Raw genomic sequence first — 26,530 nt, forward strand, 5'->3', positions numbered from 1 at the left:
GGTCATTTTGCACTGACATACATAGAATCCCATCCATGAGCAAACCAGTTTTTACCCATACCCAAGACCAGTTAAAGCAAATCGCGCAGGATATGTTGCGTTTCGCCCGCGAAAAAGGGGCATCTGATGCGGCAGTTGAGATCAGTGAAGGTGGTGGCCTGTCCATCAGTGTGCGCAAGGGCAAGGTAGAAACCATAGAGCAAAACCGTGACAAGGGTATCGGTATCACGGTGTATATCGGTCAAAGGCGCGGCAATGCCAGTACTTCGGATTTTTCTGAGCAGGCTTTGCGTGACTCGGTTGATGCTGCCTACAATATTGCCCGTTTTACAGCAGAAGATGATTGTGCCGGCTTGCCAGAAGCAGAATTGCTGGAAATGGCACCGCGAGACCTGAAGCTGTGCTACCCGTGGCTGATCAGTGCCGAAGAAGCCATAGAACTGGCAAAGCGCACAGAAGCAGCAGCATTTGCTGTTGATAAACGTATCACGAATAGCGAGGGTGCCAGCGTACATGCCCAGCAATCGCATTTTGTGGCTGCCAATTCGCGTGGTTTCATCGGTGGTTACCCCATTTCGCGCCATACCATTTCTGTTGCGCCGATTGCCGGCAAGGGCGCAAAAATGCAAAGGGATGACTGGTATTCATCGCAGCGCAATGCCAAAAAACTGGCTGACCCGGAATCCATAGGCCGTTATGCGGCTGAACGTGCACTGGCCAGGCTGAACGCACGCAAGCTTGATACCCGCAAATGCCCGGTCCTGTTTGAAGCACCACTGGCGGCGGGTTTGCTGGGCGCACTGGTGCAGGCTACTTCGGGTGGCGCTTTGTATCGCAAATCCAGTTTCTTGCTGGATTCTCTTGGTACACAGATTTTCCCTGACCACATACAGGTGCTGGAAGATCCCAGCGTTATCGGCGCAGTCGGTTCTTCACCATTTGATGATGAAGGCGTGAAGACGCAGAAACGCGATGTTGTCAGCAATGGCGTGTTGCAGGGCTATTTCCTGTCCACCTATTCAGCCCGCAAGCTGGGCATGCAGACTACTGGCAATGCTGGCGGCTCGCATAATCTGGCTATGACGTCGTCACTGACCAGGCGGTCGGATAATTTTGCCGGCATGCTGAAAAAAATGGGGCGTGGCTTGCTGGTGACCGAACTGATGGGACAGGGCGTGAATTATGTGACGGGCGATTATTCACGTGGTGCTTCTGGTTACTGGGTAGAAAACGGTGTGATTCAATATGCGGTTGAAGAAATTACCATCGCAGGCAATATGCGCGACATGTTCAGGCAGATTGTTGCCATCGGCAGCGATACCCTGATCAGAGGTACCAAGCAGACCGGTTCCATCCTGATCGAAAACATGACGATCGCCGGTAGCTGATCACCATAGTTCACCATACAAAAAAAGACCATCTGATGTTTAGATGGTCTTTTTTGTTGATGTGGCGCTGTTTATTTGTCCTGCTTATCTGTCTTACTTATGCACCCAGATACGCTTCAATAACCTTGGGGTTGCTGAGCAGGTTGGCACCTGTGTCGCTGAGGACGATGCTGCCATTTTCCAGTACGTAGCCATGTTTGGCGATTTTCAGTGCCTGCCTGACGTTTTGTTCCACCAGCAGGATGCTGAGACCGGTCTGATTGATTTCTTTCAGGATGCGGAAAATCTCTTGCACCACCAGTGGGGCGAGCCCCATTGAAGGTTCATCCAGCAGCAAAACTTTGGGTTTTGCCATCAGGGCGCGGCCTATAGCCAGCATTTGTTGTTCGCCACCCGATAAGTTGCCCGCCAGGCCAGTTGCCCGGTTTTTAAGGACAGGGAAGAGGGTAAAGACCCATTCCATATCCTGGCCTATCTGTGTCTTGTCCTTGCGGGTGTAGGCACCCAGCTCAAGGTTTTCCCTGACAGTCAGCGTGGTTAGAATGGCGCGACCCTCAGCCACCTGCACCACACCTTTTTGCACGATGTGATGGGGTGACTGCTGGCTGATGTCTTCATCTTCCAGAAAAATTTTGCCTGAGGCTGATTTCAGCAAGCCGGAAATCGCCAGCAGGGTCGTGCTTTTGCCAGCACCATTGGCACCGACAAGGGCGGTGATTTCGCCCGTGTTAATGGCAAGGCTGATGCCTTTGACGGCAGCGATATGACCGTAGCTGACATGCAGGTCCTGGACGCGCAGGATTTGGCTCATCCTCTGGCTCATTCTGCATCCTCCTTGCCGAGATAAGCTTCAATCACATCGGGATTGTTGCGCACTTCTTCCGGTGTGCCTTCGGCAATGATTTTGCCAAAATTGAGTACAGCTATGCGGTCGCATAATTCCATCACAAAGCGCATGTCGTGTTCTATCATGAAAATCGAAAAACCACGCTGACGTATATTGAGGATTTCGGCCATCAGTTCCGTCTTTTCAGCCGGGTTCATGCCAGCTACCGGTTCATCCAGTAACAGCAGTTTGGGCTGGGTGGCCAGGGCGCGGGCAAATTCCAGTTTGCGCTGTTCGCCATACGACAGGTTGTCTGCCAGCATATGTGCTTTATGGTCGAGCCTGACCCATGACAATAATTCGTGCGCACGGTCTTTGGCTTTTTTTTCTGCGTCTTTGTAGGCCCCCAGATTGAATAACATGCTGGCGACACCATAGTTCAGATGTTCATGCATGCCGACCACGACGTTTTCCAGCAGGCTCATTTCCTTGAAAATACGGATGTTCTGGAATGTGCGGGCAACACCCAGTTGCGTGATCTTGTGGCTGGCCACTGTGGTCAGATCATGTTCGTTGAAACGTAATTCTCCGCTGCTGGGGCGTAACAGGCCGGTAATCAGGTTGACGATGGTGGTTTTTCCAGCGCCATTGGGGCCAATCAAGCCATAGATACTGCCTTGAGGCATGGTGAAGCTGACATCCTGCAATACGCGCAGGCCACCAAAATTTTTACTGACAGAACGTAATTCCAGCATTTAGCTAACCTTTCCGGAACGTGACGATGTTAACTTTTTGCGAAAGTTTCTGATTCTTGCCGGGTCCCAGATGCCTTTGGGTAAATACAGGATGACCAGGATCAGTATCAAACCGTTGGCTGCCAGGCGGAAATCCTTTAACGAGTGCATGAATTCCGGTAGCAGAGTCAGGCTGCTGCTGCCGATCAGCGGACCGATCAGGTTGCTGGTGCCGCCGAACACTGCCATGGTCAGGATGTCCACGGCGTTTTCAAATGCATAATTGCCTGGTCCTATCGTGAAGGTGTAGTGCGCATTCAAGCCGCCAGCAATACCTGCGATGGATGCACCCATCACAAACGCCAGCAGTTTGTAGCCGCCGACATTGACACCCATGAGACGGGCTGCAATTTCATCTTCCTTGATCGCCTCAAAGGCGCGGCCTATTTTTGAGCGCCGCATTCTGGCCAGTACAAACAGAATCACCGCCAGCAAGATGAGGATATGCCACCATTCGGTTTTTTGTGGAATGCCGTTCAGACCCATGGGGCCGCCGGTGATTTCCATATTCAACACGATGACACGTACCACTTCACCAAAGCCCAGCGTCGCCATAGCCAGGTAGACACCAGACAGGCGCAATGTTGGTATGCCGATGACCAGGGCGACGATGGCCGGCATGATGGCACCAGCCAGCAGGGCCAGCGGGAATGGCAAGCCCGTCTGCATGCTGATCATGGATGCGGTGTAGGCACCGATACCCATGAATGCCGCATTGGCTAGTGACAGCAAGCCGCAAGACAAGGTCAGGTAAATCGAAAGCGCCAGCATGGCATTGATGCCTATGCCAAAAATGACTGTGCTATAAATAGCCCAAAAACTATCCCACCATTCAAGCATAGCGTTACGCCTTTCTTTCCAGTACTCTGCCGAACATACCGGAAGGGCGTACCAGCAAGATGATAAATAACAGACCAAAAGCCACAGCATCGCGGAAATCGCTCGATAGATAAGCAACGCTCATCACTTCAGCAAAGCCCAGGAACAGGCCGCCTATCATGGCACCACGTATATCGCCCATGCCGCCCAGGATGATGACAGCAATTCCTTTATGCAGCATCGGTTGCCCCATGAATGGAGAGATCGCATTGAACGACAGGCCGACCAGCACACCAGCAGCGCCGCCCAGTGCTGCTGCGGCAAAAGAAGTCAGGAAAAACAGGCCTTCGACATTAATGCCCAGCAGATAAGCGGCCTTGGGCGATTCGGCAATGGCGCGCAGGGCGCGGCCAATTTGGGTGCGGCGCATGACTTGCAGTAGCACCAGCATCAGAATGAAGGCGATGATGACAATGGCGAGCTGTACTGCGGTCAGGTGCAGGTTGCCCAGGCTAAAACTTTCTTCAGGTATGGTCCCAAACGGAAAACGTTTGTTTTCTGCGCCAAAAATTCCCTGGGATATATTGGTGATCATGATGGCCACACCTATGGTGGCAATCATCGGGGCAAGATGGGGGGCATTGCGTTTTCGTAATGGTCGCAAGACCAGAAAATCGACGACGACACCCAGTAATCCGCAGGCCAGCATGGCCAGCAGCATGGCTACCCACAAGGACATCTGGAAAGAACTGACCAACAGCAGGGCAATATAGCTGCCCAGCATGAAAATTGCGCCGTGCGATAAATTGATGACGCCAAGGACGCCGAACACCAGCGTGAATCCCAGGGCGAAAAGCGCGTACACGCTGCCCAGGGTCAGAGCGTTAATGAGTTGTTGTGCCAGCATGGGTATCCAGATGAAGTAGGATGGCTTCGTTTTCATGTGCAGATGCAGGCAGGCCACCAGCGCATGTGCATATGTCTATGGGATGACAATCATCCCGGCAAGAGAAGTCGTAAAAAATCTGCCCCAGCCCCCGGCTTGCCAGGGGCGCAGGGGCAGGTATTCATTTATTTCAGCAATACAAATTTGCCGCCTTTGGCGATATTGACGATGGCATCTTGCTGGGCGTCATAGCCAGCTTCCTTGCCGTCTTTCGGTGCAGCGCGGCGGAATGCAAATTTGCCGGTTGCGCCTTCAATCTTCACGGCTGGCAAGGCATCACGCAATGCCAGGCGATCTTTTTCCAGGCTACCGCTCAGGCTGACTTTTTTCAAGGCTTCTGCAACAATGTGCATGGCATCAAATGCCTGTGCCGCAAACTGGTCAGGGTCTGAACCAAATTTTGCCTTGTAGTCAGCCATGAAGCTCTTGTTGGCAGCGGATGGATTTTCAGCAGACCATGGGCTGCCCATCAGTGTATTGTCGGCAGCATCCTTGGCGATTTCAAACAGTTTTGGTGAGTTGAAACCATTGCCGCCGACGAATGGCTGCTTCATGCCCAGGGAGCGGGTTTGCAGGATGATATTCGCTGCTTCTTCAGCCAGGCAAGAGCAAACGATGGCGTCAGGATTGGATGCCTTGATCTTGGTCAACTGTGCCTTGAAATCCACATCACCCTTGGCATAGGTTTCTGTATCCGTGACCGGGATTTTTTGTTCAGCCAGTGCGCTTTTGAAAACGTCGTAACCGCTCTTGGTAAACGCATCATCATTGCCGTACAGGATAGCTACTTTTTTGATGTTGAATTGCTTGACCGCTGCGCGCGTGGTAACAGGCAATACGTCGGCTTCCATGACGGAATTGCGGAAGGTGAATGGTCCCATGTTCGTGATGCCGTCAGCAGTGTTGCTGGTGCCAAATACAACAGTCTTGGTGGCATTGGCAATCGGGTCAGCGGCAAAGGCTGAATTCGACAGGGTAGGGCCAAAAATCATCAATACTTTTTCCTGGAACAGCAGTTTTTTGAAGACATTGATGGCGTCTTCCTTTTTACCCTGCTCATCTTCAGCGACCAATTGTATTTTGTTGCCGTTCACGCCACCCTTGGCATTGATCTGGTCTGCTGCCAGCGTAAAACCATTTTTGATGGCAACACCATATTTGGCGGCTGGGCCAGTCAGGGCCTCGGCAACGCCGATTTTGATATCAGCAGCCTGGTTCAGTGTGGAATAGGCCAAGAGCGTGGCAGCGGCTAACAATTTAAGACGGTATGACATGGTTGATCTCCTGAAAAATTATGATGACTCTTGCGATTCTCGACGTCGGACATATGGTCTGGAGTTGCTCCTGTCCAGGCATATCCGTTGCTGTCAGGAACAAATTTGCATGTCCACAGGCAGAGGAGGCGAGATCGCTAAACTTATTAGCTGTTTATTGTCACGGAGGATTGTATGGGCTGGCAACCTCAGCAGCAATAAAACGCCATGCTGCGATGCAATATCCATTACTTAAGTAGTACTACTGAAAAGGCCTTTTTTCCAGTCTGGAAATACCGTGCCGGAGAATGGCAGCACACGCCAGCGCCTGTGTGAACAGGCAGGCTGGTATGTGTTGGGACTGTTGTTTGTGCAGCGATGATAATTTATGCCAGTTGCTTGCGCACGCGGGCAATTGCTGCCTTTACCTGGTTTGGCGCCGTACCGCCGATATGGTTACGGGCCGCAACCGAGCCTTCCAGTGTCAGTACTTCAAACACGTCTTCATTGATCAGGCTGGAAAAATCACGCAATTCTTCCAGTGACATATCGCTGAGGTCGCATGCCTTGTCTACGCAGGTGCGTACGGCCAGTGCCACGGCTTCATGGGCATCGCGGAAAGGCAGGCCCTTCTTGACCAGGTAATCGGCCAGGTCGGTGGCGGTGGCATAGCCTTGCAGTGCGGCGGCACGCATGGCTTCCGGCTTGACGCTGATGCCGCCGGCCATGTCAGCGAATATGCGCAGGGTGTCGATGACGGTGTCGACGGTGTCAAACAGTGGTTCCTTGTCTTCCTGGTTGTCCTTGTTATAGGCCAGTGGCTGGCCTTTCATCAGGGTCAGTAAGGCAATCAGGTGACCATTGACGCGGCCAGTCTTGCCACGCGCCAGTTCGGGTACATCAGGGTTTTTCTTTTGCGGCATGATGGATGAGCCGGTGCAGAAACGGTCAGCGATATCGATGAAGCCGACGCGTGGGCTCATCCAGATCACCAACTCTTCCGACATGCGGGAAATATGCGTCATGATCAGTGCAGCAGCAGCGCAAAATTCGATGGCGAAGTCACGGTCGGATACGGCATCCAGCGAGTTATAGCAGACTTCATCAAAGCCCAGCGTTTTGGCGACGCGTTCACGGTCGATGGGGAAGGTGGTGCCAGCCAGGGCGGCTGCGCCCAGCGGCAGGCGGTTGACACGTTTTCTGCAATCAAGCATGCGTTCACTGTCACGGCCAAACATTTCAACATAGGCAAGTATGTGATGGCCAAAGGTGATTGGCTGCGCCACCTGCATATGGGTGAAGCCCGGCAGTATGGTATCGGCATTTTTTTCTGCCAGGTCCAGCAAGGCGCTGCGGAAATCAGCCAGCAATACCACGATATTATCGATGGCACTGCGCATGTACAGACGGATGTCGGTCGCGACCTGGTCATTGCGTGAACGGCCGGTGTGCAGGCGTTTGCCCGCATCACCCACCAGTTCGGTCAGACGTTTTTCTATGTTCAGGTGCACATCTTCCAGATCAAGCAGCCATTCAAACTTGCCACTGTCGATTTCTGACTGTATCTGTGTCAGACCACGCTGTATATCGGCATAATCCTGGGTGCTGATGATATGTTGAGCCTGTAGCATTTCTGCATGGGCCAGCGACCCCTGTATATCAAAAGCAGCCATGCGGTTGTCAAAAAACACCGACGCGGTATAGCGTTTCACCAGATCTGAGACAGGTTCCGAGAAGCGGGCAGACCATGCCTCGCTTTTTTTATTGAATTGTGATGTCATAGTAATAGTTTGCCAATTTGGCTGCGTTTGCTTAAAGATTGGTGCAGATTATCCCAGATTTTGGCCTGCAATAGCCCGGGACTTGGAGTCTGGCTGGTGCAAAATGACAGGTTTTGCAGTTTTTTTATGCAATTTGACCCGGCATGCAGGCATAGTCAGTGCCTCTTGCGCTTGTGTTCCATCTCAATGAAACAAGAATGACGATAAAAAATCCCTTGCCACAAAATGAGCCCCTGATCCCCGATTGTTGCAATGTCGGCGTGATATCCCGTGTGCTGGTGGCTGTCAATGTGCTGGGTTTGCTGGTGCTGTCGGCACGTGGCGATGACTGGCGCGTGATGCTGCAAAATTTTCTGGAAAGTGCCATCCTGCTGGAAACCATCAGCCTGGTATCCCTGTTATTGCTATGCAATCTGCGCAGGCTGGCCATGCGTTTCCCCTTTCAGCCGTGGTTGCAGCGCTTGTTATGCGGCTTGCTGCCAGCGGCGATTGCCGGCCTGTTCTTGCTGTACCTGAAAAACATGGAATGGTTTGAATACAGCTTCCCGCGCTTTGATATCAATTTTGCGATGTTTAGCTGCTTCTTGTTGGGCCTGGTGTTTCAGCAGTATTTTGAATTGCGTGCCCGTGCATTTTCACCCGCACTGGGCGAAGCCAGGCTACAGGCTTTGCAGGCGCGCATACGTCCCCATTTCCTGTTCAATAGCCTCAATACGGCGCTGGCGCTGATCCGTACCGAGCCGCGTCGTGCAGAGTTGATGCTGGAAGATCTGGCCGACCTGTTTCGTGTGCTGATGCGCGACAACCGCATTATGACCAGCCTGCGAGATGAATTGCGTTTGTGTGAGCAGTATCTGGCAATCGAAAAAATACGTCTGGGTGACCGACTGCAAATAGAGTGGGTCAGTGATCGACTGAGCGAGCAGGAAATGCAGGAAATCGAAATACCCTCATTGCTCTTGCAGCCCCTGCTGGAAAACGCCGTGCATTATGGGGTTGAGCCTTCGGTTACTCCTGCGCTGATCAGAGTGGAGCTGGGCCGGGTGCTGGACAAGATCGAAATAACTGTTACCAACCCGTATCATGCCAACGTCAATTTAACATCTGGTAACCAAATGGCGCTGGAAAACATCAGGCAGCGATTAAGTTTGCTCTATGATATCGAAGCGCAACTTCAACACGGTGTGAGGGACGCCCAATTTGAAATCAGACTGCATTTTCCAGCCAAGAGATGAAGATTCCCAAGATATTGATCGTTGACGACGAAGCACCCGCCAGGCAAAGGCTGATGACCTTGCTGTCTGACATACAGGTGGATTGTCCGACATCTGTACTGGGTGAAGCAGAAAACGCGATGTCAGCACTGGATCAACTCGCCAGTCTGCAACCCGATATCCTGTTGCTCGATGTGCAGATGCCCGGCATGAGCGGCATAGAACTGGCACAGCACCTGGGTCAGCATCAGGCTGGTTTTCGTCCACCTTCCATCATCTTTGTAACTGCGTATGACGAATTTGCCGTCAAGGCATTTGAAGTGCATGCCCTGGATTACTTGATGAAGCCCGTACGTGCCAGCCGTTTGCAGGACGCCATCCGGCGTGCCGCCGAACAGATCCGCGATGGACATCCTGCGGCTTTACCGCTGACGGGTGAGAGTGCACTTACCAGACGCAAGCATTTTTCAGTACTGGAAAGAGGGCGTATTTTGCTGGTGCCGGTCACTGACGTGCTATTCCTTAAAGCGCAACAGAAATACGTCACCCTGCATACCAGTCAGCGTGAATATCTGGTGGAAGAATCGCTGACATCCATCGAAACCGAACTCGGCGACCTGCTGGTCAGGGTGCATCGCAATGCTCTGGTGACGCGTGCGGCCATCAGTGGTGTGGAAAGGGCAGTGCAAGTGGTTGATGCAGAAGCAGGTCAGGAAAAGGCATCCGAATCCTGGCAGGTGATAGTGTCCGGTGCTGCCGAACGTCTACCGATCTCGCGCCGGCAATGGCCGGTCATCAAGGCGCTGGTACGTGTGTAAAAATAAAATTGTCGCAGCCGTGTTGGTGGTTTGATACCGGACTAGCGCCAGACCGGCAAACCGGTCAGATCTGTATTTTCATCGAACACCCAAGCCGGCAAGCCACTACAGTCAGTCGGCCCCAATACTTCCAGCAATTCCAGCTGCTCTTGCTTTTTACCTTGCTGACGCGGTACCAGCTTGAGTATTTTTCTCGGCTCGGACGCTACCGGCATTGGCTCGCCAAAGCCCGGCAATTCCAGGGTGGCGTTATCTTTGTTGTCTTTCATCATGCTAAATGAGTGATGCTGGCAAGTGTTGGGCTGTTGTTGTCTAAAAAATGAAAAGGCATTTGTCAAAAATTGCCAAACTTCCGGTCGCGACTGTTGGTCGTTACTGTTAGAGGGCGTAGTAATGCGTCGACAATAATGCGTCGACAATTCTGGATATATCTTCGCCAGAAAAAAATACAGTCATCTGCTTTGATCCAGATTTCCATCTATGTATCCATATCCGCATAACGGACTGCGACCACACATAAAACTGAGGCGCGAGAATAGCATGCCAATCAACAATTTGCAGCAAAATAGCCATACGGGTTTGAAATAAAGTATGGCTGGGGAGCTTGTGACTTTGATAGCCAAAATTTAAGTAAACACCGGGATGGCGCTCGGGAATTTACAATGACAATTAATCTAATTTAATATTGAATCATCGGCATTGGATTGACTATACGAGTTTGTTCTTTATAAGCGTCATGTCTTTTTGTTGTTTTGTAATAGCCCTTGGCCCCGTAGCTTTCTGGCTGTGGGTCTGCGATTGGTATTGCTGTAGGTGGCGGTTGACGCAGTTAAGCAACGCTGCTTGAATGTAAGGCGTTTCTCGTGCGTGCACATACTTAATGAAAGGTAGCCATGTTTGATCATGTCAAATTCGGAGTCAGCGACTTTGCTGCGAGCAAAGCCTTCTTCCTCAATGCGCTGGAACCGTTCGGCGTCGCAGTTGTATCTGAGGGCGTGCCAAGTTATGGCGTTGAGCTTTCTGCAAACGACGAAGTTTCACTTTGCCTCTATCAAACCGAAGAAAAGCCGGCGCATCTTCATCTGGCCTTTCGGGCTGCGAGTCGGCAGCAAGTTGATGCCTTCTATCACGCAGCGCTCGAAGCCGGGGGCAGAGACAATGGCGCGCCGGGTTTGCGCCCGCAATATCAGGGCAGGTACTATGCGGCTTTTGTCATTGGTCCGGATGGCCACAATATTGAAGCGGTGTACCATGAGCCCGAGGCTTGACCTCGCCAATCTGGAAATTAACGGAGCTAAACCTGGCGATGCGCTCTTGTCTGGCCCTAATGCCTGATTTGCATGATGCGTGATGTGTCTGCTAGAGATGATAAATCAATGCCTAATACAACAACGCCACCGAAAAACTGCTGATTGCAGCCGGTGGCGTGTTGTCAATTTGGTTGCGGGGGCAGGATTTGAACCTACGACCTTCGGGTTATGAGCCCGACGAGCTGCCAGACTGCTCCACCCCGCGTCTGAAGGAGGCGAATTGTACATCGCATTGGCGCGGCTTACAATCTATATGTGTAAATATTTTTATACGATCTTTCACCGCAACAATTGTTCGCAAATTATTGCATCAAAAAAACATCGCTATTGCGGAAGTTGGATGTAAATCCATGCATAATGGATACACGGATGCTTGGCGGTACAGTCATGTGCAGCAAGCCTGTGCGCTATTTTCAGGAGTGAAAAAGTAGTCATGGAATTTGAAGTAATCGACACCCAGATTTCCCCGGAAGGCCGGATGGAAGTGTTATCCAAGGCAGAAGTGCTGCAATTGCTGGACCATAGTCATGGTGGCTTGTACCAGGTGTTTCGCAGTTGTGCGCTGGCCGTACTGAATTGCGGTAGTGGTCTGGATGATGGCAAGGAATTGCTGGAACGCTATAAGAATTTTGATATCACCATCATACAGCGCGAACGCGGTATCAAACTCGATGTCAAGGGGGCGCCTGCCAGCGCCTTTGTGGACGGGGTGATGATCAAGGGCATACAGGAGCATCTGTTTGCGGTGTTGCGCGACATCCTGTTTATCAACGCTGAAATCGGCGACGTCAGGAAGTTTGATCTGGGCACCACGGAAGGCATCAGCGATGCGGTGTTTCATGTCTTGCGCAACGCCAATCTGTTGCGTCCGCAAGTGAATCCGAATATGGTGGTGTGCTGGGGCGGCCATTCGATTTCGGGGGCAGAATATGATTACACCAAGCAGGTAGGTTACCAGTTGGGTTTGCGTGGCATGGATATCTGCACTGGCTGCGGGCCTGGTGCTATGAAGGGTCCGATGAAGGGGGCGACCATAGGGCATGCCAAGCAAAGGGTGACCACTGGCCGTTATCTGGGCATTACCGAGCCTGGCATTATTGCGGCGGAAGCGCCTAACCCTATCGTGAATCATCTGGTGATCTTGCCGGATATCGAAAAACGTCTGGAAGCATTTGTGCGCGTTGGTCATGCTGTCATTGTGTTTCCCGGTGGTGCCGGTACGGCGGAAGAGATTTTGTATTTGCTGGGGATTTTGCTGCATCCGGATAATGCCGAGCTGCCTTTCCCGCTGATTTTTACCGGTCCGGAAAGCGCGGCAGATTATTTCCGCCAGATTGACCAGTTTATCGCCGCAACGCTGGGCCCGGAAGCACAAAAGAGCTACCAGATTATTGTGAATGATCCGGCCCGTGTGGCACAGGAAGTACATGCCGGTATCAAGAAAGTACGCGAATTCCGCAAGGCCAGGGGTGACGCCTATTATTTCAACTGGTTATTGAAGATTGATGCGGAATTCCAGAAACCGTTTGAACCTACGCATGAAAACATGCGTAATCTGGCTTTGCACAAAAACCAGGAAACTCATTTGCTGGCAGCCAATTTGCGTCGTGCATTCTCAGGGGTAGTGGCTGGTAATGTCAAAAACCAGGGCATACGGGCGATAGAAAAACATGGACATTTTGAAATTCGTGGCGATAGTGAAATAATGGCATCAATGGATACCTTGCTGGCATCCTTTGTTGCGCAAAGTCGCATGAAGTTGCCAGGCAAGGCTTATACCCCTTGCTACCGTGTTATAAAGTAATTGCGTGGCAGTCAAACCGTAGGATAATAGGCCAGGTCCTATCACTTTTGAGGAAAACAGACATGAGTTCCGTACAGCAGGAAGTTGACGAACGTACCAACCTCACCGCGTCGAACAAATTTGAGCTTTTGCTGTTCCGTCTGGGTACAGATGGCGCTAGCGAGCGATCCGAGTTGTTTGGCATTAATGTTTTCAAGGTGCGCGAAATTGTAGCCATGCCAGCCATTACGGGCATGGCTGGTGCGATGCCGCATATGCTTGGAGTCGTGAATTTGCGCGGGCAAATCATTCCTGTGATTGATTTGCCGGCAGTGGTGGGCCTCAAGCCAAAAACTGGCCTGAATATCATGCTGGTCACTGAATATGCCCGTACTACCCAGGGTTTTGCGGTGGAATCGGTGGAAGAAATCGTTCGTCTGGACTGGAACCAGGTTCTGTCCGCTGAAAACAGTGCGGCAGGTGGTATGGTGACCAGTATCGCCCGTCTGGATGGGGATACCGAAGATACCCGCCTGGCCCAGGTGCTGGATGTGGAGCAGATCTTGCGCCAGATCACGCCGTCTGATACCAAGGATGTCGATCCGGATACGATCGGTGCCAAGCTGCAGATGATACCGGGTTCTGCCATTCTGGCAGCCGATGATTCTGCGGTTGCCCGCGGTTTGATCGAACAGGCACTGACAGCAATGGGTGCCCATTTCATCATGACCAAGACAGGCAAGGAGGCATGGGAGAAATTGCAATCCCTGGCGACGGCAGCGCAGGCAGAAGGCAAGGGCGTGCGCGACAAGGTGTCTATGGTACTGACGGATCTGGAAATGCCGGAAATGGATGGTTTCACCCTGACACGTAAAATCAAGAGTGATGACCGCTTCAAGTTCTTGCCGGTGGTGATTCATTCTTCATTGTCTGGTGCCACCAACGAAGACCATATCAAGACTGTGGGTGCAGATGCCTATGTCGCCAAGTTTGTTGCTGAAGAATTGGCTGCGACCATACGTAACGTATTGGCAAAATAAGAAGTTGCAAGAAAGAAATATTTTTCCGGCACGAGTGGTGCAAATGCTTGGAATGTAAGCGAAAAAGGGTGCAATTCATCATTGCACCCTTTTTTATTCTTTCGCCTTGGTAACTACCGGGAGCTTGCTGCCGGCACGCGTTGCCAGCCGCCCGGGCAATTTTTGATCGCAGGGTAAAAGCCGTCAGGCTGATGGCAATACAGCCAGTCTTTGCCGGCATTGTTTTGTGGGTTGGTATCTGGCAGCCTGATGACATTGCTTTCATTGTCGCTGCTATAGGTGCGTTCTTCAATTACCTCGGTGTAGCGGGTGACCGGTGCCACATAACTCACAGAGGGAGCAATCACCACGCTGCTGTAATACGGGTAGGAATAGTCATACGGGTAGTAGCGTGGGCCGTAGGAATAACGCGCGCCGTAATAAATCGGGAACGGATTAATGGAAATGCCCAGACTGACGCGAGGGCGGAAGTGGCTGGAGTGCGCCATGGCCGGGAAGGTCACGGCCAGCAAACTACAGACTAGAAGAATTCTTTTAAGCATGTTCATGATATTCTGACAATGTGATGACAAATTTCAGGGTGATTTTATAGCTTAGGACGAAAACTGGAAACTTATTGCCGGAATTACACTCAGTTACTATTCTTGGGCTTCCGTGACAAAGGCGACATCGCAATGACACAGAGGGCACATATTGCGGGTTGTACTGTTTCATGTATGTCTGAAACTAAGCCGCAAATTTGGCCATTAGTTAAGCTCTGAATTGAGCGACTAAATAAACCCTGAACCAGACCCCGTTTATACAGGATATTATGCAACTTCTGATGAAAAAATGTGCAGCACTGTGCGCGCTTGCCCTGGTTGCCAGCTTTCCGGCTTATGCCGAATCTGCCTTGGCAGATGCTCCTGAAGTGCCCAAGCCTGCCATACGCGAGTTATATACCAAGTACGAATATCAAGTCCCCATGCGTGATGGCGTGCGCCTGTTCACGGTTGTCTATGTTCCCAAGGACAGTAGCAAGACTTATCCCTTCCTGATGAATCGTTCGCCTTACGGCAGCGGAGTGTATGACGCCGGTCAATCCAACTATGGCGTGGATTTTTACCCACAATCACTGGGGCCATCGAAAGAATTTGATCAGAGCGGTTATATCTTCGTGAAGCAGGACGTGCGTGGCCGCTATATGTCAGAAGGCGTCTGGCAGGAAATGACACCACACGTCAAAACCAGCAAACAGGCTGGTGAGGGTGTGGAAAGCCAGGACATGTACGACACCGTTGAATGGCTGTTGAAAAACGTCAGGGGCAATAACGGCAAGGTGGGTATCTGGGGTATTTCTTACCCTGGCTTTTATACCTCGGCCAGTATCATCGACTCGCATCCGGCGATCAAGGCAGCGTCGCCACAGGCACCGGTCACTGACCTGTTCATGGGGGATGATTCCTATCATGGCGGTGCCTTCATGCTGGCGGCCAATTTTGGATTTTATTCCAGCTTTACGATAGAAAAAAATCCTACCACCTTGCCCAAGCGCTGGGAGTCATTTGATTTTGGTACATCGGACGGCTATGAGTTTTTCCTCAAGCACATGAGCCTGAAAAACATCACGGCACAACTGACAGACAAACAGCGCGAGTTACTGATACCGACGATAGAACATACCAGCTATGACGATTTCTGGAAAAGCAGGAATATCGCCGCCCATCTGAAAAACATCAAGGCTGCCGTGCTGACTGTCGGTGGCTGGTATGACGCGGAAGATCCGCAAGGGCCACTGACGACGTATCACAGTATCAAAAACAATAACAAGGGGTATTACAACGGACTGGTCATGGGGCCATGGTCACATGGTGCCTGGGGCGGGGCAGAGGGCAAGTCGCTGGGGAATGTGAATTTTGAGACCAAAACAGGCGAGTATTACCGCAAGAATATCGTCTTCCCTTTCTTTGAGCAGCATTTGAAAGGTGCGTCCGGCAAGGCCCTGCCAGAGGTGACCGTGTTTGAAACCGGCACCAATGTCTGGCGTGAATATGCTACCTGGCCGCCACAGCAGGCACAAAAACGCACCCTGTATTTTGGCAATGATGGCAGCCTGAGCTGGAAGGAACCACAGACTGAATTCAACACCTTTGATGAATACATCAGTGACCCCAAAAAGCCTGTGCCTTTTATTTCCTATGCTGCAACCGGTGCGCCGCGTGAATATGTGGTGTCTGACCAGCGTTTTGCTTCCACCCGGCCAGATGTGCTGGTGTATCAGACCGCGCCACTGGACGAAGACGTGACCCTGGTCGGGCCAGTCAATCCAAAACTGTTTGTGTCCACGTCCGGCACGGATGCTGACTGGATCGTGAAATTGATCGATGTCTATCCACCCACTTATCCGGACAAGCAGGTGGTGCGTGAACGGGCCAATGATGTGCCACCCCCTTCAGTCACCATGGCGGGTTATCAGCAATTGGTGAGGGGCGAACCCTTACGCGGCAAGTTCCGCAACAGTTTTGAAAAGCCCGAGCCTTTTGTGCCAGGCAAGGTGGCAGCAATCAGCTACAACATGCCGGATATCCAGCATACCTTCCGCCGTGGCCATCGCATCATGGTGCAGGTGCAAAGTACCTGGTTTCCATTGGTGGATTTGAATCCGCAAAAATTCATGGATATTCCCAAGGCCAATCCTGAAGATTTCCAGAAGGCGACGCAGAGAGTGTATCGTTCGCCCGGCCAGTATTCAGGGGTAGCAGTACAGGTATTGCCACAATAAAAGCTATAAATTAAAAAGAAAAAGAGGGAAATAAAAAGATGAAAACAAAAAATATTTTCAAGCGTAGCCTGCTGGCCAGCCTGGTGGGACTGACATGCGTGGTCAATCTGGCGATGGCGCAAACTGCCACCTCCAATCAACTGGTGTTGGAATCCATGGCTATGGATAAAAAGGCCGATCCCTGCAAGGATTTCTTCCAGTACTCAAATGGTGAATGGCTGAAAGCCAATCCCATACCGGCAGACCGCGCACGTTACAGCGCTTACGATGAAGTTACAGAAAGAAATCTGGCCGCCCTGAAACAGATTGCCGAGGCTGCTGCCAAAGGTGAAGGCAAAAGCCGGTCGGCGCAACTGGTCGGCGCTTTTTATGCGAGCGGCATGAACGAGGCGCTGATAGAAAAAGAGGGTGCAAAACCGCTGGAACCACAACTTGCAAAAATCAATGTCATCAAGGATAGCCAGCAATTGCTGACGGTGATTGCCGGTCTGCACAAACAGGGCGTGATGCCATTATTTAATTTTGCAGTCGACCAGGACGCAAAAAATACGACACGTTATATTCCACAAATCATGCAGGGTGGCCTGGGTCTGCCTGACCGTGATTATTATCTGAAAAACGATGCCAAAACCAAAGATATAAGGATCAAATACCAGACTTACGTGACACATATCTTTGGCCTGCTGGGCGATGCGCCAGATCAGGCAAAACGTAATGCAGCGGTTGTCATGGCGCTGGAGACTCGCCTGGCCAAGGCTTCGCTGACCAAAGTGGAACTGCGCGATCCGCAGGCCAGTTATCATCTGACAGATTTGAGTGCCTTGCAAAAGAGCGACAAGAAAACCGACTGGGCTGCCTATTTCAATGCACTGGGTCTGGCCCAGCCCGGACAGTTCAATCTGGCACACCCCAAGTTCATCGCCGAAGCAGGGCGTATGGTGCAGAGTGTCAGTCTGGATCAGTGGAAAATCTATTTGCGTATGCAACTTGCCAACGCTAATGCCCGTGATCTGAGTGCAGATTTTGTCAACGCGAAATTCGATTTCTATGGCAAAACCCTGGCTGGCACCAAAGAATTGCAACCGCGCTGGAAACGCGTCTTGAGTACGATTGATAACATGGCGGGTGAAGCCATGGGCGAATTGTATGTTGCTAAATTCTTTGGTCCTGAAGCCAAGGCAGGCGTGCTGGAAATGGTGGGCAACATCAAGCTGGCCATGCGCGACAGCATCAGCAAGCTGGAATGGATGTCAGATACGACCAAGCAGCAGGCATACAAAAAACTCGATACCCTGATCGTCAAGATAGGCTATCCCGATACCTGGCGTGACTACAGCAGTTTGCAGATCGACACCGGCTCCTACGCCGCCAATATCGCACGCGCGTCCGAATTTGAATTCAAACGTAACCTGACCAAGCTGGGCAAGCCCATAGACAGGAACGAATGGGGTATGACACCTCAGACGGTGAATGCCTATTACAATCCCACCATGAATGAAATGGTGTTCCCTGCGGGCATACTGCAGCCGCCTTTGTACCATGTGAATGCTGACCCGGCTGCCAATTATGGCAATACCGGTGCCACCATTGGCCATGAACTGACGCACGCGTTTGATGATGAGGGGCGTCAGTATGATGCAGAAGGCAATCTGAAAAGCTGGTGGACCAAACCGGATGAGAAAAGATTCCTGCTACGCGTCAAGGCCATAGAAAAGCAGTTTGACGAATTTAATCCGATTGATAAATTGCATATCAATGGCAAGCTGACTGCCGGTGAAAACATTGCCGATCTGGGTGGCATGAAAATCGCCCTGCAAGCGCTGCACAAGTCGCTGGAGCACAAGCCACAGGCCAAAGAGATAGATGGTCTGACTGTAGATCAACGCTTTTTTGTTGCCAATGCGCAAAGCTTCCGCAGCTTGGTACGTGATGAGATGTTGCGTATGTCACTGGCAACCGATCCGCATTCGCCAGACAAATACCGCGTCATCGCACCATTGGCAAACATGCCAGAATTTTCAGACGCTTTCCAGTGCAAGGGAGAGCGTTCTCCACTGAGGCCGACAGCGACCCGGGTAAATATCTGGTAAGAGCGTATACTATGGCCTGGAATGCAGCTTGGAGGCAGATACCGAATCGCCTTTGAGCTGTCAATATTTCTTGTCATCAGAGTGCAGCACAATGTCTGGCTGCACTCCATATATGTAGGCTATATGGACCATATGGAAACCAAAGTTGTCGAATTTGAACGTCCGCAAATGGATGTGGGCAGTAGCTGTACCGCCAATGCATGGGCACGCGTGCCCGATGCGCCTTCCGCCATCGAAAGGCTGGAGCTGAAAGCCAGGGTACGTCAGTTGTTGAAAGAAAAACAGGCGGTCCTGGTTGCGCATTATTATGTCGATGCTGAATTACAGGATCTGGCAGAAGAAACTGGTGGTTGCGTTTCTGACTCGTTGGAAATGGCGCGTTTTGGCCGTGACCACCCCGCCAAAACCCTGGTCGTGGCCGGTGTCAAGTTCATGGGCGAGACCGCAAAAATACTCAGCCCTGAAAAAACCATTTTAATGCCAGACCTGGATGCAACCTGCTCGCTGGACCTGGGTTGCCCGGCTGATGAATTCGCCGCCTTTTGCGATGCCCATCCTGACCGTACCGTAGTTGTCTATGCCAACACCAGTGCCGCAGTCAAGGCGCGCGCTGACTGGATGGTGACATCCAGCATAGGCCTGGACATTGTCGCGCACCTGCATGCGCAGGGTAAAAAAATACTTTGGGCACCAGACAAACATCTGGGTGGCTATATCCAGAAACAGACCGGTGCCGACATGTTGCTGTGGCAAGGGTCTTGCCTGGTGCATGATGAATTCAAGGGTATAGAGCTGGATGTGCTTAAGACTGAACATCCGAAAGCAAAAATCCTGGTCCATCCTGAATCCCCGGCTGCCGTGGTTGCCCTGGCAGACATGGTGGGTTCCACCTCGCAAATGATTCATGCAGCGCAGACCATGGATGCGGATGAATTTATCGTCGCCACCGACAATGGCATTCTGCACAAAATGCAAATGGCTGCACCAACCAAACGCTTTATCGTTGCCCCTACCGCTGGCAACAGCGCGACCTGCAAGAGTTGTGCGCATTGCCCATGGATGGCCATGAATGGCTTGCGCAATCTGGTGCAGGTGCTGGAAAACGGCAACAATGAAATCCAGGTTGACCCGACAGTCGGGCAAAAAGCCAAGGTCTGTATAGACCGCATGCTGGATTTTGCTGCCGCCAAAAAAGCCAATGTGCGTCCCTCAGGTGATCTGGCGAAAGAAGCCAAACTGTTTTCCGGCATAGGCCCGGCCTGAATACCGCAAACACCACAAAATAAAACTGAGGTTAGTTAACGATGCCTGGCAATTTAAAGAATACGCATTTTCCATTTGACACGGATTTGCAAACAGCATTTGAGCGCAATATAAGCGATGCACTGGACGAAGACGTTGGTGCCGTCGATCTGACTGGCTTACTGGTGCCAGCCGACGAAGTGGTGCAGGCGCAAGTCATCGTGCGCGAAGACGCCATTTTGTGTGGCGCCCCCTGGTTTGATGCCGTCATGACGGCACTGGATGAAACCATCGAAGTCGATTGGCAATACGCTGAAGGCGCGCAGATGCAGGCAAACACGGTCGTCTGCAAAATCAAGGCACCTGCCAGGGCTTTGTTGACAGCCGAACGTTCTGCTTTGAACTTCCTGCAATTACTGTCCGCCGTGGCAACGGCCACCAGCAAATACGTTGCCATTATCGCCGGCACCAAAGCCGCCATACTGGATACCCGTAAAACCTTGCCGGGTCTGCGTCTGGCGCAAAAATACGCTGTCCGTGTAGGCGGTGGCAAGAACCAGCGCCTGGCTTTATACGATGGCATCCTCATCAAGGAAAACCATATCGCCGCTGCCGGTGGCGTAGCTGAAGCAATGCAAAAGGCGCTGAGCCTGAATGCCGGTGTGACTATACAAATAGAGGTGGAAACCCTGGAGCAATTGCAGACCGCACTGAATGCCGGAGCCGTCTCTATTTTGCTGGACAATTTCAACACCACCATGATGCGCGAAGCCGTGGCTATCACCGCTGGCCGCGCCTTGCTGGAAGCATCTGGCGGGATTGATCATGCCTCTGTCAGGGCGATCGCCGAAACTGGCGTGGACCGCATTTCCATCGGTAGCCTGACCAAGGATATCAAGGCGACGGATTATTCTTTGCGTATTGTTTGAAGCTGCATAGGTAACATGTAACGCGCTTCGCCAATTTTCAACTAAATGCAAGCAGCTTTAGTTGTAATGGGCGAAGCTTCTTGCCTGCTTTTTGTTTGCCCATCCGCTTACCCATCTGTCCTCAATGCCGCAATCGGATCCAGCGCCGCAGCCTGCCGTGCCGGAAACACCCCAAAGCCCAGACCAACAGCAACACACAGACTGACTGCAACGATCAGGCTGACAGGTGACCAGGCGACTGACCAGCCTGCCAGGGCCGCAATGCTGTAAGCAGCAATGGCACCCAGGATCACACCCAGGATGGCACCGCTAAAGGCAATCACCAGGGCTTCCGCCAGAAACTGTTCAATCACATCGCGCCGGCGTGCGCCCAGGGCGCGTTTCAGACCGATTTCACGGCGGCGCTCCAGCACGTTCGCCAGCATGATGTTCATGATGCCTATGCCACCTACCAGCAATGAAACGGCAGCGATAGAGCTCATCACGATGGTGAAGATACGCTGGGTTTGCTGGTTCTGGCGGTACAGGCCCATGGGGACGATGAGATTGGTGTCGTCGGTACCGGCATGTCTTTGCTCTATCAGGTTTTGCAAGACGCGGGCGGCGATATCAGGCGGTGTTTTGCCATCCAGGCGCAGGCTGATGCCATCGACTTCATCTTCCAGCATGGTGAAGTGGAAGCGGGCACGTCCGGTTTGCCATGGCACGAACAGGCGTTCATCATCCAGGCCCAGTTTCACGCCTTCAAATTCGGTCTTGCTGAGCGCACGGTCAGCCAGTACGCCCACCACTTCCAGCCAGGCGTGATTGAGTTTGATGCGTTCACCTATGGGGTTACTGTCTCCAAATAATTTATGTGCCAGACGTGGCCCCAGCACGCACACCGGTGCCAGGCTGGCATCGTCATCCTCATTCAACCAGCGGCCCTGGCCCAGTTGTAGTCCACCCAGTTCGGCATAGCTGTTGGATACCGCAAAAGCGCGGGCTGTGACGACCAGGCTGCCGCTGGCAAGCTGATCCACCTTGATTTCTTTCTTGAGTGCCACCGCTTTGGCACCCGGCACGACAGACAGGGCAGCGTCGGCATCGGCGGCAGACAGGCCCAGCGAACGGGTGCGAATTTCTTTGAGACGTTTGTCATCGATTTGCTTGCTTTCGACGATGACATTGTCCAGCCCCAGTTCAGCCACCAGACGCAATGCTTCGCGCCGGCTACCTTCACCTACGGCCAGCATGGCAACGATGGCGGCGACGCCGAAGATCATGCCAAGCAAGGTCAGGCCAGTACGTAATTTGCGTCTTTGCAGTTCGTTGACGGCTTCAAGGATCAGGGCACGGTTCATGATTTCTTTTCCTTGGCTGTTTCTTTGTTTTTGTCTTTGTCTTTTGTTTCAGGCAGCAATACCACCTGCGCGCCGTTGCTGATGCCGGTCTTGATTTCACTGCGGGCCGGGCCGCGCAGCCCCAGGGTGACGGCCTGCTTTTTGACCTGATCACCTTCTTTGACATAGGCAGCAAAATTGGGGCCATCCTGCACCAGCGCAATATTAGGCAGGGTCATGGCATTGGCCTGGTTGATCAGGCTGACGGTGCCTATCAGTGCCTGACCGGGCTTGAGTCCCAGTGCCTGCGCCTGTTCTTTTTTGAATGCCGCTTCAAAGTTGATAAATTTCACCGGTGATTCACGTGACATGGCGCTGGCACTATTGCCTACCTTGGTGATGCTGAGTTCAATTTCCTTGCCGCTGCCAGCCAGGCGTACTTTCACGGGCAGGCCAAGTTTCAGGCCAAAAGTGCGGCCTTCTTCGATATTGAAATTGGCGACCAGTTGTTCCAGGTCGGGCAGGGAACCAAATTCTTCCCGTGGGCGCTTGCTGGCACCGATCTGGGGTTTGCTGCCGTCCCAGCTAGACTGCAATAAAAATACGCCGTCGTGTGGGGCCAGTAAATCCAGTGCATTCAGGTTCTTGCGGTGCTGATTGGCATTCAGAGTAACGCTTTCTTTTTGCGAGCCCAGTACCGCCTGTTCTGCTGCGCTACGTGCCTGCACCTGGCCAGTTTTCCAGTCCAGGTAACCGCGCTTGGTTTTCAGGAAGCCAGCGTCTTGCAGCTCATCCAGTATTTTGTTGCGTGAAAAAACAGCCAGGTCGGCGTTTGCATAACGCTCGCTCAGGCGCAGATCAGTTTGTACCTTGGCACTGTCGGCCAGCAGGCTGGAACGGCTGCTGGTATCACTGGCCTGTATGCCTTCTTCGGCCAGGGATTTGCGCAATAATTCCAGCTCGGCCTGTGACAGTTCCATGCGTGATCTGGGGGCGTCGAAACGGGCAATGACTTCGCCTTTCTTGACCAGGCTACCCTCTGGCAGCATTTCTATCAGGGTCCGGCTATCCCAGCCTTCGCCTGGCACAGTCAGCGGCGTCTTGTTGGCGGCAATGATTTCGCCATCGACGACGATGCTTTCTTTCCAGTTGCGTGCAGCAAAATTTTCAGTGGCAACTTGTGCCGATTCTGGCTGGTTGCTGCATGCTGCGCATGTCATCAGGGTGAGCGCCAGGCAGGAGATTATTTTTACGCTCATGATTTTTTCTCCGCACCCGCTTTGATGGCCTGGCTGGCACCACCGGTTGTCGCTGTAGTTGGACTTGCAGTTGAGCTCGCTGTTGAGTTGGCCGCTGAGTTGGCCGCTGAGTTGGCTGCTGAGTTGACCGTTGAGAGTATCGCCTGCACAGCTGCACCTGGTTTCAAGCCTTTGGGGGGCTGTTCAAACTCCAACTCCACATCACGTACGATGATGGGCTGGGTGGTGGATTTACTGTGGAATACCGTGCTTAAACCAGTCACGCGGGCCGCCAGGGTCAGGTTTGCGCCGGGAATGTTGATGCGTGCTTTTTGCCCCACCCGTATGGCATTGGATTGTGCTTCCGGCACTTTGGCCGAGACAAATAATTTTTCCGGATCGGCAATGCTGGCTACCGATATGCCCACCCATACCTGGCTACCGACAGCGAATTTGTCATCACTAAAATTGGTTTTGTAGATCATCATGCCTGGCTTTTGGGCCACAACGGTGAGGTTTTTCTGACCTTTTACCAGCACATCTATCTTGCCTTGCAATTGTGCGATTTCTGTTTCCAGTCCTATTTTTTCGGCCTTGCGGGCACGAATCTGGGTAGCGCGCAATTTGACTGATAAGGCCGCCAGATCAGCATTCAGGGATTTTTCTATCACCAGTTTGTCATAGTCTATGCGACGTATCAGTTCTTTCGGCATGGTAGCTTTTCTGACGGCTTTTTCAGCATTGCTTTGTGCTTCGGCAACAGCCAGGTCAGCAGCTTTTTCTGCTTCAGCATGCTCCAGCTTGAGTTTTTCCATGGCCCGCTGCTTTTCATTCAACTGGCTTTTCTGGTTGGCCAGTTGAGTTGGCACTTCGGATGCCTGGAACATCACCAGTACGTCGCCTGTTTTGACGATGCTGCCTTCCGGCGCCATTTGTGCCAGGGTGTATTGCCAGATATAGGGAATGGAGGGTGGCCCGATAGGGGTGACTACACGTGACTGTATGTCGCCTTCTATGGTAATTTCACTGGCCGTTTCGTTTTTCGCTCCCTTGGCTGCCTTGGTTGCCAGTGGTAATGCGGATGCAGATTTTTTTGCTGCCTGCAAGGGTTCTACCAGTACGCTCATGCCGGGTGACAGGACGTAATTTCCCAATTGCGCCGGTAATTTGATATCTACTCTGAAATAACGTCCATAACCCCAGCGCGTATGTTCTTCCGGTGCGTGCGAGATGGTGGTGATGGTGGTCTGGATCGTCACGCCTGGCAGTGCATCAAATGTTAGTTGTACCGGCTGGCCTTCGGCCAGGTAGATTCTGTCGGCTTCCAGTGCCCAGGCCTTGACTTCCATTTGCCCGGACCCCATGACCTGGCCAGCGACATTGCCAGGAAAGGCGCTGGAGCCTTCTTCCAGTCTTTCACCGCGCCAGGCGCTGTAGCCGTGTACGACGATGCCATCCTGACTGGCGAGTACTTCTGAACGCGCCAGTTGTGCTTTCAGGTAAGCCACGTTGACCTGCTGCTTCTGCAGTTCCAGATCACCATCAGATTTTCTTCTGTTGACTGCGGCAGTGCCGTCATCAAAGGCCAGTTGCTTGACTTTCAGATCGCGTTCGGCGCGTTCTTTCTCTGCCTGGTATTTATCGAAATCCAGTGCTGTAATCTGTGATTTTGGCAGTGCTGCATCGACCAGCGCCTTGGCCAGTGCGGCTTTGGCGTTGACCAGATTTTTTTCCGCTTCCAGTGCGGCTACTTCCAGTTTGGCGACTTCGGCTTCGGTTTTTGCGCGTGTCTGGTCTATGCCTATGATCAGTTGTTCGATGTTGGAACTGTTGGGTGTTTCTATGCGCAACAACAAATCGCCTTTTTTGACCTTGCTGCCTTCTGCCACGAAATTGCGCAAGACGACAGGAGATGAGTTGGATGGCGGCACAAAGATGGCCTGGGAATCTTTGGCGATGACTTCACCTGTCAGTAGCACGGGCCTGATTTTTGCTGTGCTTGCCGATGTCGTAGCGCTTGCTGATGGCGAAGATGTCTTGGTCTGCGCCAGCGATGTGATCGCCAGCAGGGGGCTGACGATCAGTAGTGTCGCTGGCAGACACCATGCTGCAAAGGTGCGCATGGATATACTTGAACTTTTCTTCATGCGACCACCTCTGCAACACGGCCATCGGCAAGGTGGATGGTTCTTTGTGCTTTTGCCGCTACTGCGGGGTCATGGGTGACCAGCACCAGGGTTTGTCCACCGGCATGAAGTTCACCCAGCAGGCTCAGTACGTCGGCGGCGCTTTTGGAATCGAGATTGCCAGTAGGTTCGTCTGCCAGCAGCAGGGCGGGCTGGTTCAGCAGGGCGCGGGCAATTGCCGCACGTTGTAACTGGCCACCAGATAATTCGCCGGGTCTGTGGTCCATGCGCTGCCCCAGGCCTATGCGTTCGAGTAACTGACGCGCGCGCGATTCTGCCTGCGCATCGGGCGCTTTGCTGTAGCGTTGCGGTAGTAATACGTTTTCCAGCACGGTCAGGCGCGGCAGCAAATGAAAAGACTGGAACACAAAACCTATGTTGCGGTTCCGCACTTCCGAAGCGGCATCGTCATCCATGGCGCTGATTTCATCCTGGTTCAACAGGTAACTGCCTTGATCAGGTTTATCCAGTGCGCCAAGTACGTTCAGCAAGGTCGATTTGCCCGAACCGGAAGGGCCCATGATGGCGACAAATTCACCAGTGGCGATATGCAGGTCTATGCCATCCAGTGCCCGGATTTCATTGCCACCCTGCTTATAGGTTTTGCGTACCTGACTCAGTTTTATCATTCGAATTTTTATCTGTGTATGGACAATCAGTCTGATCGTAGCGCTTCTTTTTTTTGCGATGTACGGCATGAAATAAAGGCGGCGTCGGGCAGTATCACTGTGCCAAGTTTATTTGTCAAACGTCTATCCGCTTGCGCGATAAAAAATCAGATGACTGAGGG

22 protein-coding genes and 1 tRNA gene are annotated in these 26,530 nt (G+C 52.2%); 10 read left to right on the forward strand and 13 right to left on the reverse strand.

What is annotated here, in order from left to right; genetic code table 11:
• Positions 1 to 35 precede the first annotated feature (35 nt).
• Positions 36 to 1,388, forward strand: a complete 1,353-nt coding sequence (gene pmbA / locus ACO0LK_RS04995) for a metalloprotease PmbA (protein WP_422972764.1) — start codon at positions 36 to 38, stop codon at positions 1,386 to 1,388.
• Between the two features lie 97 nt (positions 1,389 to 1,485).
• Here the strand turns inward: pmbA and ACO0LK_RS05000 are convergent, their stop codons facing one another.
• From ACO0LK_RS05000 to argH, 6 genes are all read right to left on the reverse strand, one after another.
• On the reverse strand, positions 1,486 to 2,199 hold the full coding sequence (locus ACO0LK_RS05000) for an ABC transporter ATP-binding protein (protein WP_422973032.1): 714 nt from the start codon (positions 2,197 to 2,199) through the stop codon (positions 1,486 to 1,488).
• Positions 2,200 to 2,207: 8 nt separating this feature from the next.
• Positions 2,208 to 2,969, reverse strand: coding sequence for an ABC transporter ATP-binding protein (locus ACO0LK_RS05005; protein ID WP_422972766.1), 762 nt, complete (start codon positions 2,967 to 2,969; stop codon positions 2,208 to 2,210).
• The gene (locus ACO0LK_RS05010; protein ID WP_422972768.1) at positions 2,970 to 3,848 is read right to left on the reverse strand and encodes a branched-chain amino acid ABC transporter permease; all 879 of its coding nucleotides are present in this window, start codon (positions 3,846 to 3,848) and stop codon (positions 2,970 to 2,972) included. It lies immediately after the preceding gene.
• A 4-nt stretch (positions 3,849 to 3,852) separates the two neighbouring features.
• Positions 3,853 to 4,734, reverse strand: a complete 882-nt coding sequence (locus ACO0LK_RS05015; RefSeq protein ID WP_422973034.1) for a branched-chain amino acid ABC transporter permease — start codon at positions 4,732 to 4,734, stop codon at positions 3,853 to 3,855.
• A gap of 164 nt (positions 4,735 to 4,898) precedes the next feature.
• On the reverse strand, positions 4,899 to 6,047 hold the full coding sequence (locus ACO0LK_RS05020; protein ID WP_422972770.1) for an ABC transporter substrate-binding protein: 1,149 nt from the start codon (positions 6,045 to 6,047) through the stop codon (positions 4,899 to 4,901).
• A 365-nt stretch (positions 6,048 to 6,412) separates the two neighbouring features.
• Entirely contained in the window at positions 6,413 to 7,807 is a 1,395-nt protein-coding gene (gene argH, locus ACO0LK_RS05025) for an argininosuccinate lyase (RefSeq protein ID WP_422972772.1), read from the reverse strand.
• Between the two features lie 197 nt (positions 7,808 to 8,004).
• Here argH and ACO0LK_RS05030 point away from each other — a divergent pair, with 197 nt between their 5' ends.
• Both ACO0LK_RS05030 and ACO0LK_RS05035 read left to right on the forward strand, forming a co-directional pair.
• Positions 8,005 to 9,042 (forward strand): sensor histidine kinase, encoded by a 1,038-nt coding sequence (locus ACO0LK_RS05030; protein ID WP_422972774.1) that lies wholly within the window; start codon positions 8,005 to 8,007, stop codon positions 9,040 to 9,042.
• Complete coding sequence (locus ACO0LK_RS05035) at positions 9,039 to 9,839, forward strand: LytR/AlgR family response regulator transcription factor (protein WP_422972776.1); 801 nt, start codon at positions 9,039 to 9,041, stop codon at positions 9,837 to 9,839. The genes ACO0LK_RS05030 and ACO0LK_RS05035 overlap by 4 nt, the downstream gene beginning before the upstream one ends.
• A 41-nt stretch (positions 9,840 to 9,880) precedes the next feature.
• Here the strand turns inward: ACO0LK_RS05035 and ACO0LK_RS05040 are convergent, their stop codons facing one another.
• The gene (locus tag ACO0LK_RS05040) at positions 9,881 to 10,108 is read right to left on the reverse strand and encodes a hypothetical protein (protein ID WP_422972778.1); all 228 of its coding nucleotides are present in this window, start codon (positions 10,106 to 10,108) and stop codon (positions 9,881 to 9,883) included.
• 624 nt (positions 10,109 to 10,732) lie between these two features.
• Between ACO0LK_RS05040 and ACO0LK_RS05045 the strand changes: the two genes are divergently transcribed.
• Positions 10,733 to 11,107, forward strand: a complete 375-nt coding sequence (locus tag ACO0LK_RS05045; protein ID WP_422972780.1) for a VOC family protein — start codon at positions 10,733 to 10,735, stop codon at positions 11,105 to 11,107.
• Positions 11,108 to 11,277: 170 nt separating this feature from the next.
• On the opposite strand, the gene ACO0LK_RS05050 is transcribed toward ACO0LK_RS05045, so the two are convergent.
• Positions 11,278 to 11,354 (reverse strand) — tRNA-Met (locus tag ACO0LK_RS05050).
• A 228-nt stretch (positions 11,355 to 11,582) separates the two neighbouring features.
• Here ACO0LK_RS05050 and ppnN point away from each other — a divergent pair.
• Together ppnN and ACO0LK_RS05060 are read left to right on the forward strand one after the other, a co-directional pair.
• Positions 11,583 to 12,953: a nucleotide 5'-monophosphate nucleosidase PpnN gene (gene ppnN, locus ACO0LK_RS05055; RefSeq protein ID WP_422972782.1), complete on the forward strand. Its 1,371-nt coding sequence runs from the start codon at positions 11,583 to 11,585 to the stop codon at positions 12,951 to 12,953.
• 62 nt (positions 12,954 to 13,015) lie between these two features.
• Complete coding sequence (locus ACO0LK_RS05060) at positions 13,016 to 13,972, forward strand: chemotaxis protein (protein ID WP_422972784.1); 957 nt, start codon at positions 13,016 to 13,018, stop codon at positions 13,970 to 13,972.
• Between the two features lie 113 nt (positions 13,973 to 14,085).
• Here the strand turns inward: ACO0LK_RS05060 and ACO0LK_RS05065 are convergent, their stop codons facing one another.
• On the reverse strand, positions 14,086 to 14,520 hold the full coding sequence (locus tag ACO0LK_RS05065) for a hypothetical protein (RefSeq protein ID WP_422972786.1): 435 nt from the start codon (positions 14,518 to 14,520) through the stop codon (positions 14,086 to 14,088).
• 275 nt (positions 14,521 to 14,795) lie between these two features.
• Between ACO0LK_RS05065 and ACO0LK_RS05070 the strand changes: the two genes are divergently transcribed.
• The 4 genes from ACO0LK_RS05070 to nadC all read left to right on the forward strand — a co-directional run bounded on the left by ACO0LK_RS05070 (position 14,796) and on the right by nadC (position 20,994).
• Positions 14,796 to 16,733 (forward strand): CocE/NonD family hydrolase, encoded by a 1,938-nt coding sequence (locus tag ACO0LK_RS05070; protein ID WP_422972788.1) that lies wholly within the window; start codon positions 14,796 to 14,798, stop codon positions 16,731 to 16,733.
• 38 nt (positions 16,734 to 16,771) lie between these two features.
• Positions 16,772 to 18,823: a M13 family metallopeptidase gene (locus tag ACO0LK_RS05075; protein ID WP_422972790.1), complete on the forward strand. Its 2,052-nt coding sequence runs from the start codon at positions 16,772 to 16,774 to the stop codon at positions 18,821 to 18,823.
• Between the two features lie 123 nt (positions 18,824 to 18,946).
• Positions 18,947 to 20,086 carry a quinolinate synthase NadA gene (gene nadA / locus ACO0LK_RS05080; protein WP_422972792.1) on the forward strand — a complete coding sequence of 380 codons (1,140 nt, stop codon included), beginning with the start codon at positions 18,947 to 18,949 and terminating at the stop codon, positions 20,084 to 20,086.
• Positions 20,087 to 20,127: 41 nt separating this feature from the next.
• On the forward strand, positions 20,128 to 20,994 hold the full coding sequence (gene nadC / locus ACO0LK_RS05085) for a carboxylating nicotinate-nucleotide diphosphorylase (RefSeq protein WP_422972794.1): 867 nt from the start codon (positions 20,128 to 20,130) through the stop codon (positions 20,992 to 20,994).
• A gap of 107 nt (positions 20,995 to 21,101) precedes the next feature.
• On the opposite strand, the gene ACO0LK_RS05090 is transcribed toward nadC, so the two are convergent.
• The 4 genes from ACO0LK_RS05090 to ACO0LK_RS05105 are packed head-to-tail and all read right to left on the reverse strand — an operon-like array spanning position 21,102 to position 26,369.
• Positions 21,102 to 22,337: an ABC transporter permease gene (locus ACO0LK_RS05090; RefSeq protein WP_422972796.1), complete on the reverse strand. Its 1,236-nt coding sequence runs from the start codon at positions 22,335 to 22,337 to the stop codon at positions 21,102 to 21,104.
• Entirely contained in the window at positions 22,334 to 23,575 is a 1,242-nt protein-coding gene (locus tag ACO0LK_RS05095) for an efflux RND transporter periplasmic adaptor subunit (RefSeq protein ID WP_422972798.1), read from the reverse strand. Before ACO0LK_RS05095 ends, ACO0LK_RS05090 begins: the two co-directional genes overlap by 4 nt.
• Positions 23,572 to 25,701, reverse strand: a complete 2,130-nt coding sequence (locus ACO0LK_RS05100; RefSeq protein WP_422972800.1) for an HlyD family efflux transporter periplasmic adaptor subunit — start codon at positions 25,699 to 25,701, stop codon at positions 23,572 to 23,574. The genes ACO0LK_RS05095 and ACO0LK_RS05100 overlap by 4 nt, the downstream gene beginning before the upstream one ends.
• Positions 25,698 to 26,369, reverse strand: a complete 672-nt coding sequence (locus ACO0LK_RS05105; RefSeq protein ID WP_422972802.1) for an ABC transporter ATP-binding protein — start codon at positions 26,367 to 26,369, stop codon at positions 25,698 to 25,700. The genes ACO0LK_RS05100 and ACO0LK_RS05105 overlap by 4 nt, the downstream gene beginning before the upstream one ends.
• Between the last annotated feature and the right edge of the window lie 161 nt (positions 26,370 to 26,530).

Origin of the sequence: Undibacterium sp. Ji49W, from assembly GCF_049340205.1 — a bacterium.
Lineage (GTDB): Bacteria > Pseudomonadota > Gammaproteobacteria > Burkholderiales > Burkholderiaceae_D > Undibacterium.

What these genes read in the sequence shown, in the direction of transcription:
- pmbA (WP_422972764.1), top strand. Translation starts at nt 36, where the DNA reads ATGAGCAAACCAGTTTTTACCCATACCCAAGACCAGTTAAAGCAAATC.
- ACO0LK_RS05000 (WP_422973032.1), bottom strand. Translation starts at nt 2,199, where the DNA reads ATGAGCCAAATCCTGCGCGTCCAGGACCTGCATGTCAGCTACGGTCAT.
- ACO0LK_RS05005 (WP_422972766.1), bottom strand. Translation starts at nt 2,969, where the DNA reads ATGCTGGAATTACGTTCTGTCAGTAAAAATTTTGGTGGCCTGCGCGTA.
- ACO0LK_RS05010 (WP_422972768.1), bottom strand. Translation starts at nt 3,848, where the DNA reads ATGCTTGAATGGTGGGATAGTTTTTGGGCTATTTATAGCACAGTCATT.
- ACO0LK_RS05015 (WP_422973034.1), bottom strand. Translation starts at nt 4,734, where the DNA reads ATGCTGGCACAACAACTCATTAACGCTCTGACCCTGGGCAGCGTGTAC.
- ACO0LK_RS05020 (WP_422972770.1), bottom strand. Translation starts at nt 6,047, where the DNA reads ATGTCATACCGTCTTAAATTGTTAGCCGCTGCCACGCTCTTGGCCTAT.
- argH (WP_422972772.1), bottom strand. Translation starts at nt 7,807, where the DNA reads ATGACATCACAATTCAATAAAAAAAGCGAGGCATGGTCTGCCCGCTTC.
- ACO0LK_RS05030 (WP_422972774.1), top strand. Translation starts at nt 8,005, where the DNA reads ATGACGATAAAAAATCCCTTGCCACAAAATGAGCCCCTGATCCCCGAT.
- ACO0LK_RS05035 (WP_422972776.1), top strand. Translation starts at nt 9,039, where the DNA reads ATGAAGATTCCCAAGATATTGATCGTTGACGACGAAGCACCCGCCAGG.
- ACO0LK_RS05040 (WP_422972778.1), bottom strand. Translation starts at nt 10,108, where the DNA reads ATGAAAGACAACAAAGATAACGCCACCCTGGAATTGCCGGGCTTTGGC.
- ACO0LK_RS05045 (WP_422972780.1), top strand. Translation starts at nt 10,733, where the DNA reads ATGTTTGATCATGTCAAATTCGGAGTCAGCGACTTTGCTGCGAGCAAA.
- ppnN (WP_422972782.1), top strand. Translation starts at nt 11,583, where the DNA reads ATGGAATTTGAAGTAATCGACACCCAGATTTCCCCGGAAGGCCGGATG.
- ACO0LK_RS05060 (WP_422972784.1), top strand. Translation starts at nt 13,016, where the DNA reads ATGAGTTCCGTACAGCAGGAAGTTGACGAACGTACCAACCTCACCGCG.
- ACO0LK_RS05065 (WP_422972786.1), bottom strand. Translation starts at nt 14,520, where the DNA reads ATGAACATGCTTAAAAGAATTCTTCTAGTCTGTAGTTTGCTGGCCGTG.
- ACO0LK_RS05070 (WP_422972788.1), top strand. Translation starts at nt 14,796, where the DNA reads ATGAAAAAATGTGCAGCACTGTGCGCGCTTGCCCTGGTTGCCAGCTTT.
- ACO0LK_RS05075 (WP_422972790.1), top strand. Translation starts at nt 16,772, where the DNA reads ATGAAAACAAAAAATATTTTCAAGCGTAGCCTGCTGGCCAGCCTGGTG.
- nadA (WP_422972792.1), top strand. Translation starts at nt 18,947, where the DNA reads ATGGACCATATGGAAACCAAAGTTGTCGAATTTGAACGTCCGCAAATG.
- nadC (WP_422972794.1), top strand. Translation starts at nt 20,128, where the DNA reads ATGCCTGGCAATTTAAAGAATACGCATTTTCCATTTGACACGGATTTG.
- ACO0LK_RS05090 (WP_422972796.1), bottom strand. Translation starts at nt 22,337, where the DNA reads ATGAACCGTGCCCTGATCCTTGAAGCCGTCAACGAACTGCAAAGACGC.
- ACO0LK_RS05095 (WP_422972798.1), bottom strand. Translation starts at nt 23,575, where the DNA reads ATGAGCGTAAAAATAATCTCCTGCCTGGCGCTCACCCTGATGACATGC.
- ACO0LK_RS05100 (WP_422972800.1), bottom strand. Translation starts at nt 25,701, where the DNA reads ATGAAGAAAAGTTCAAGTATATCCATGCGCACCTTTGCAGCATGGTGT.
- ACO0LK_RS05105 (WP_422972802.1), bottom strand. Translation starts at nt 26,369, where the DNA reads ATGATAAAACTGAGTCAGGTACGCAAAACCTATAAGCAGGGTGGCAAT.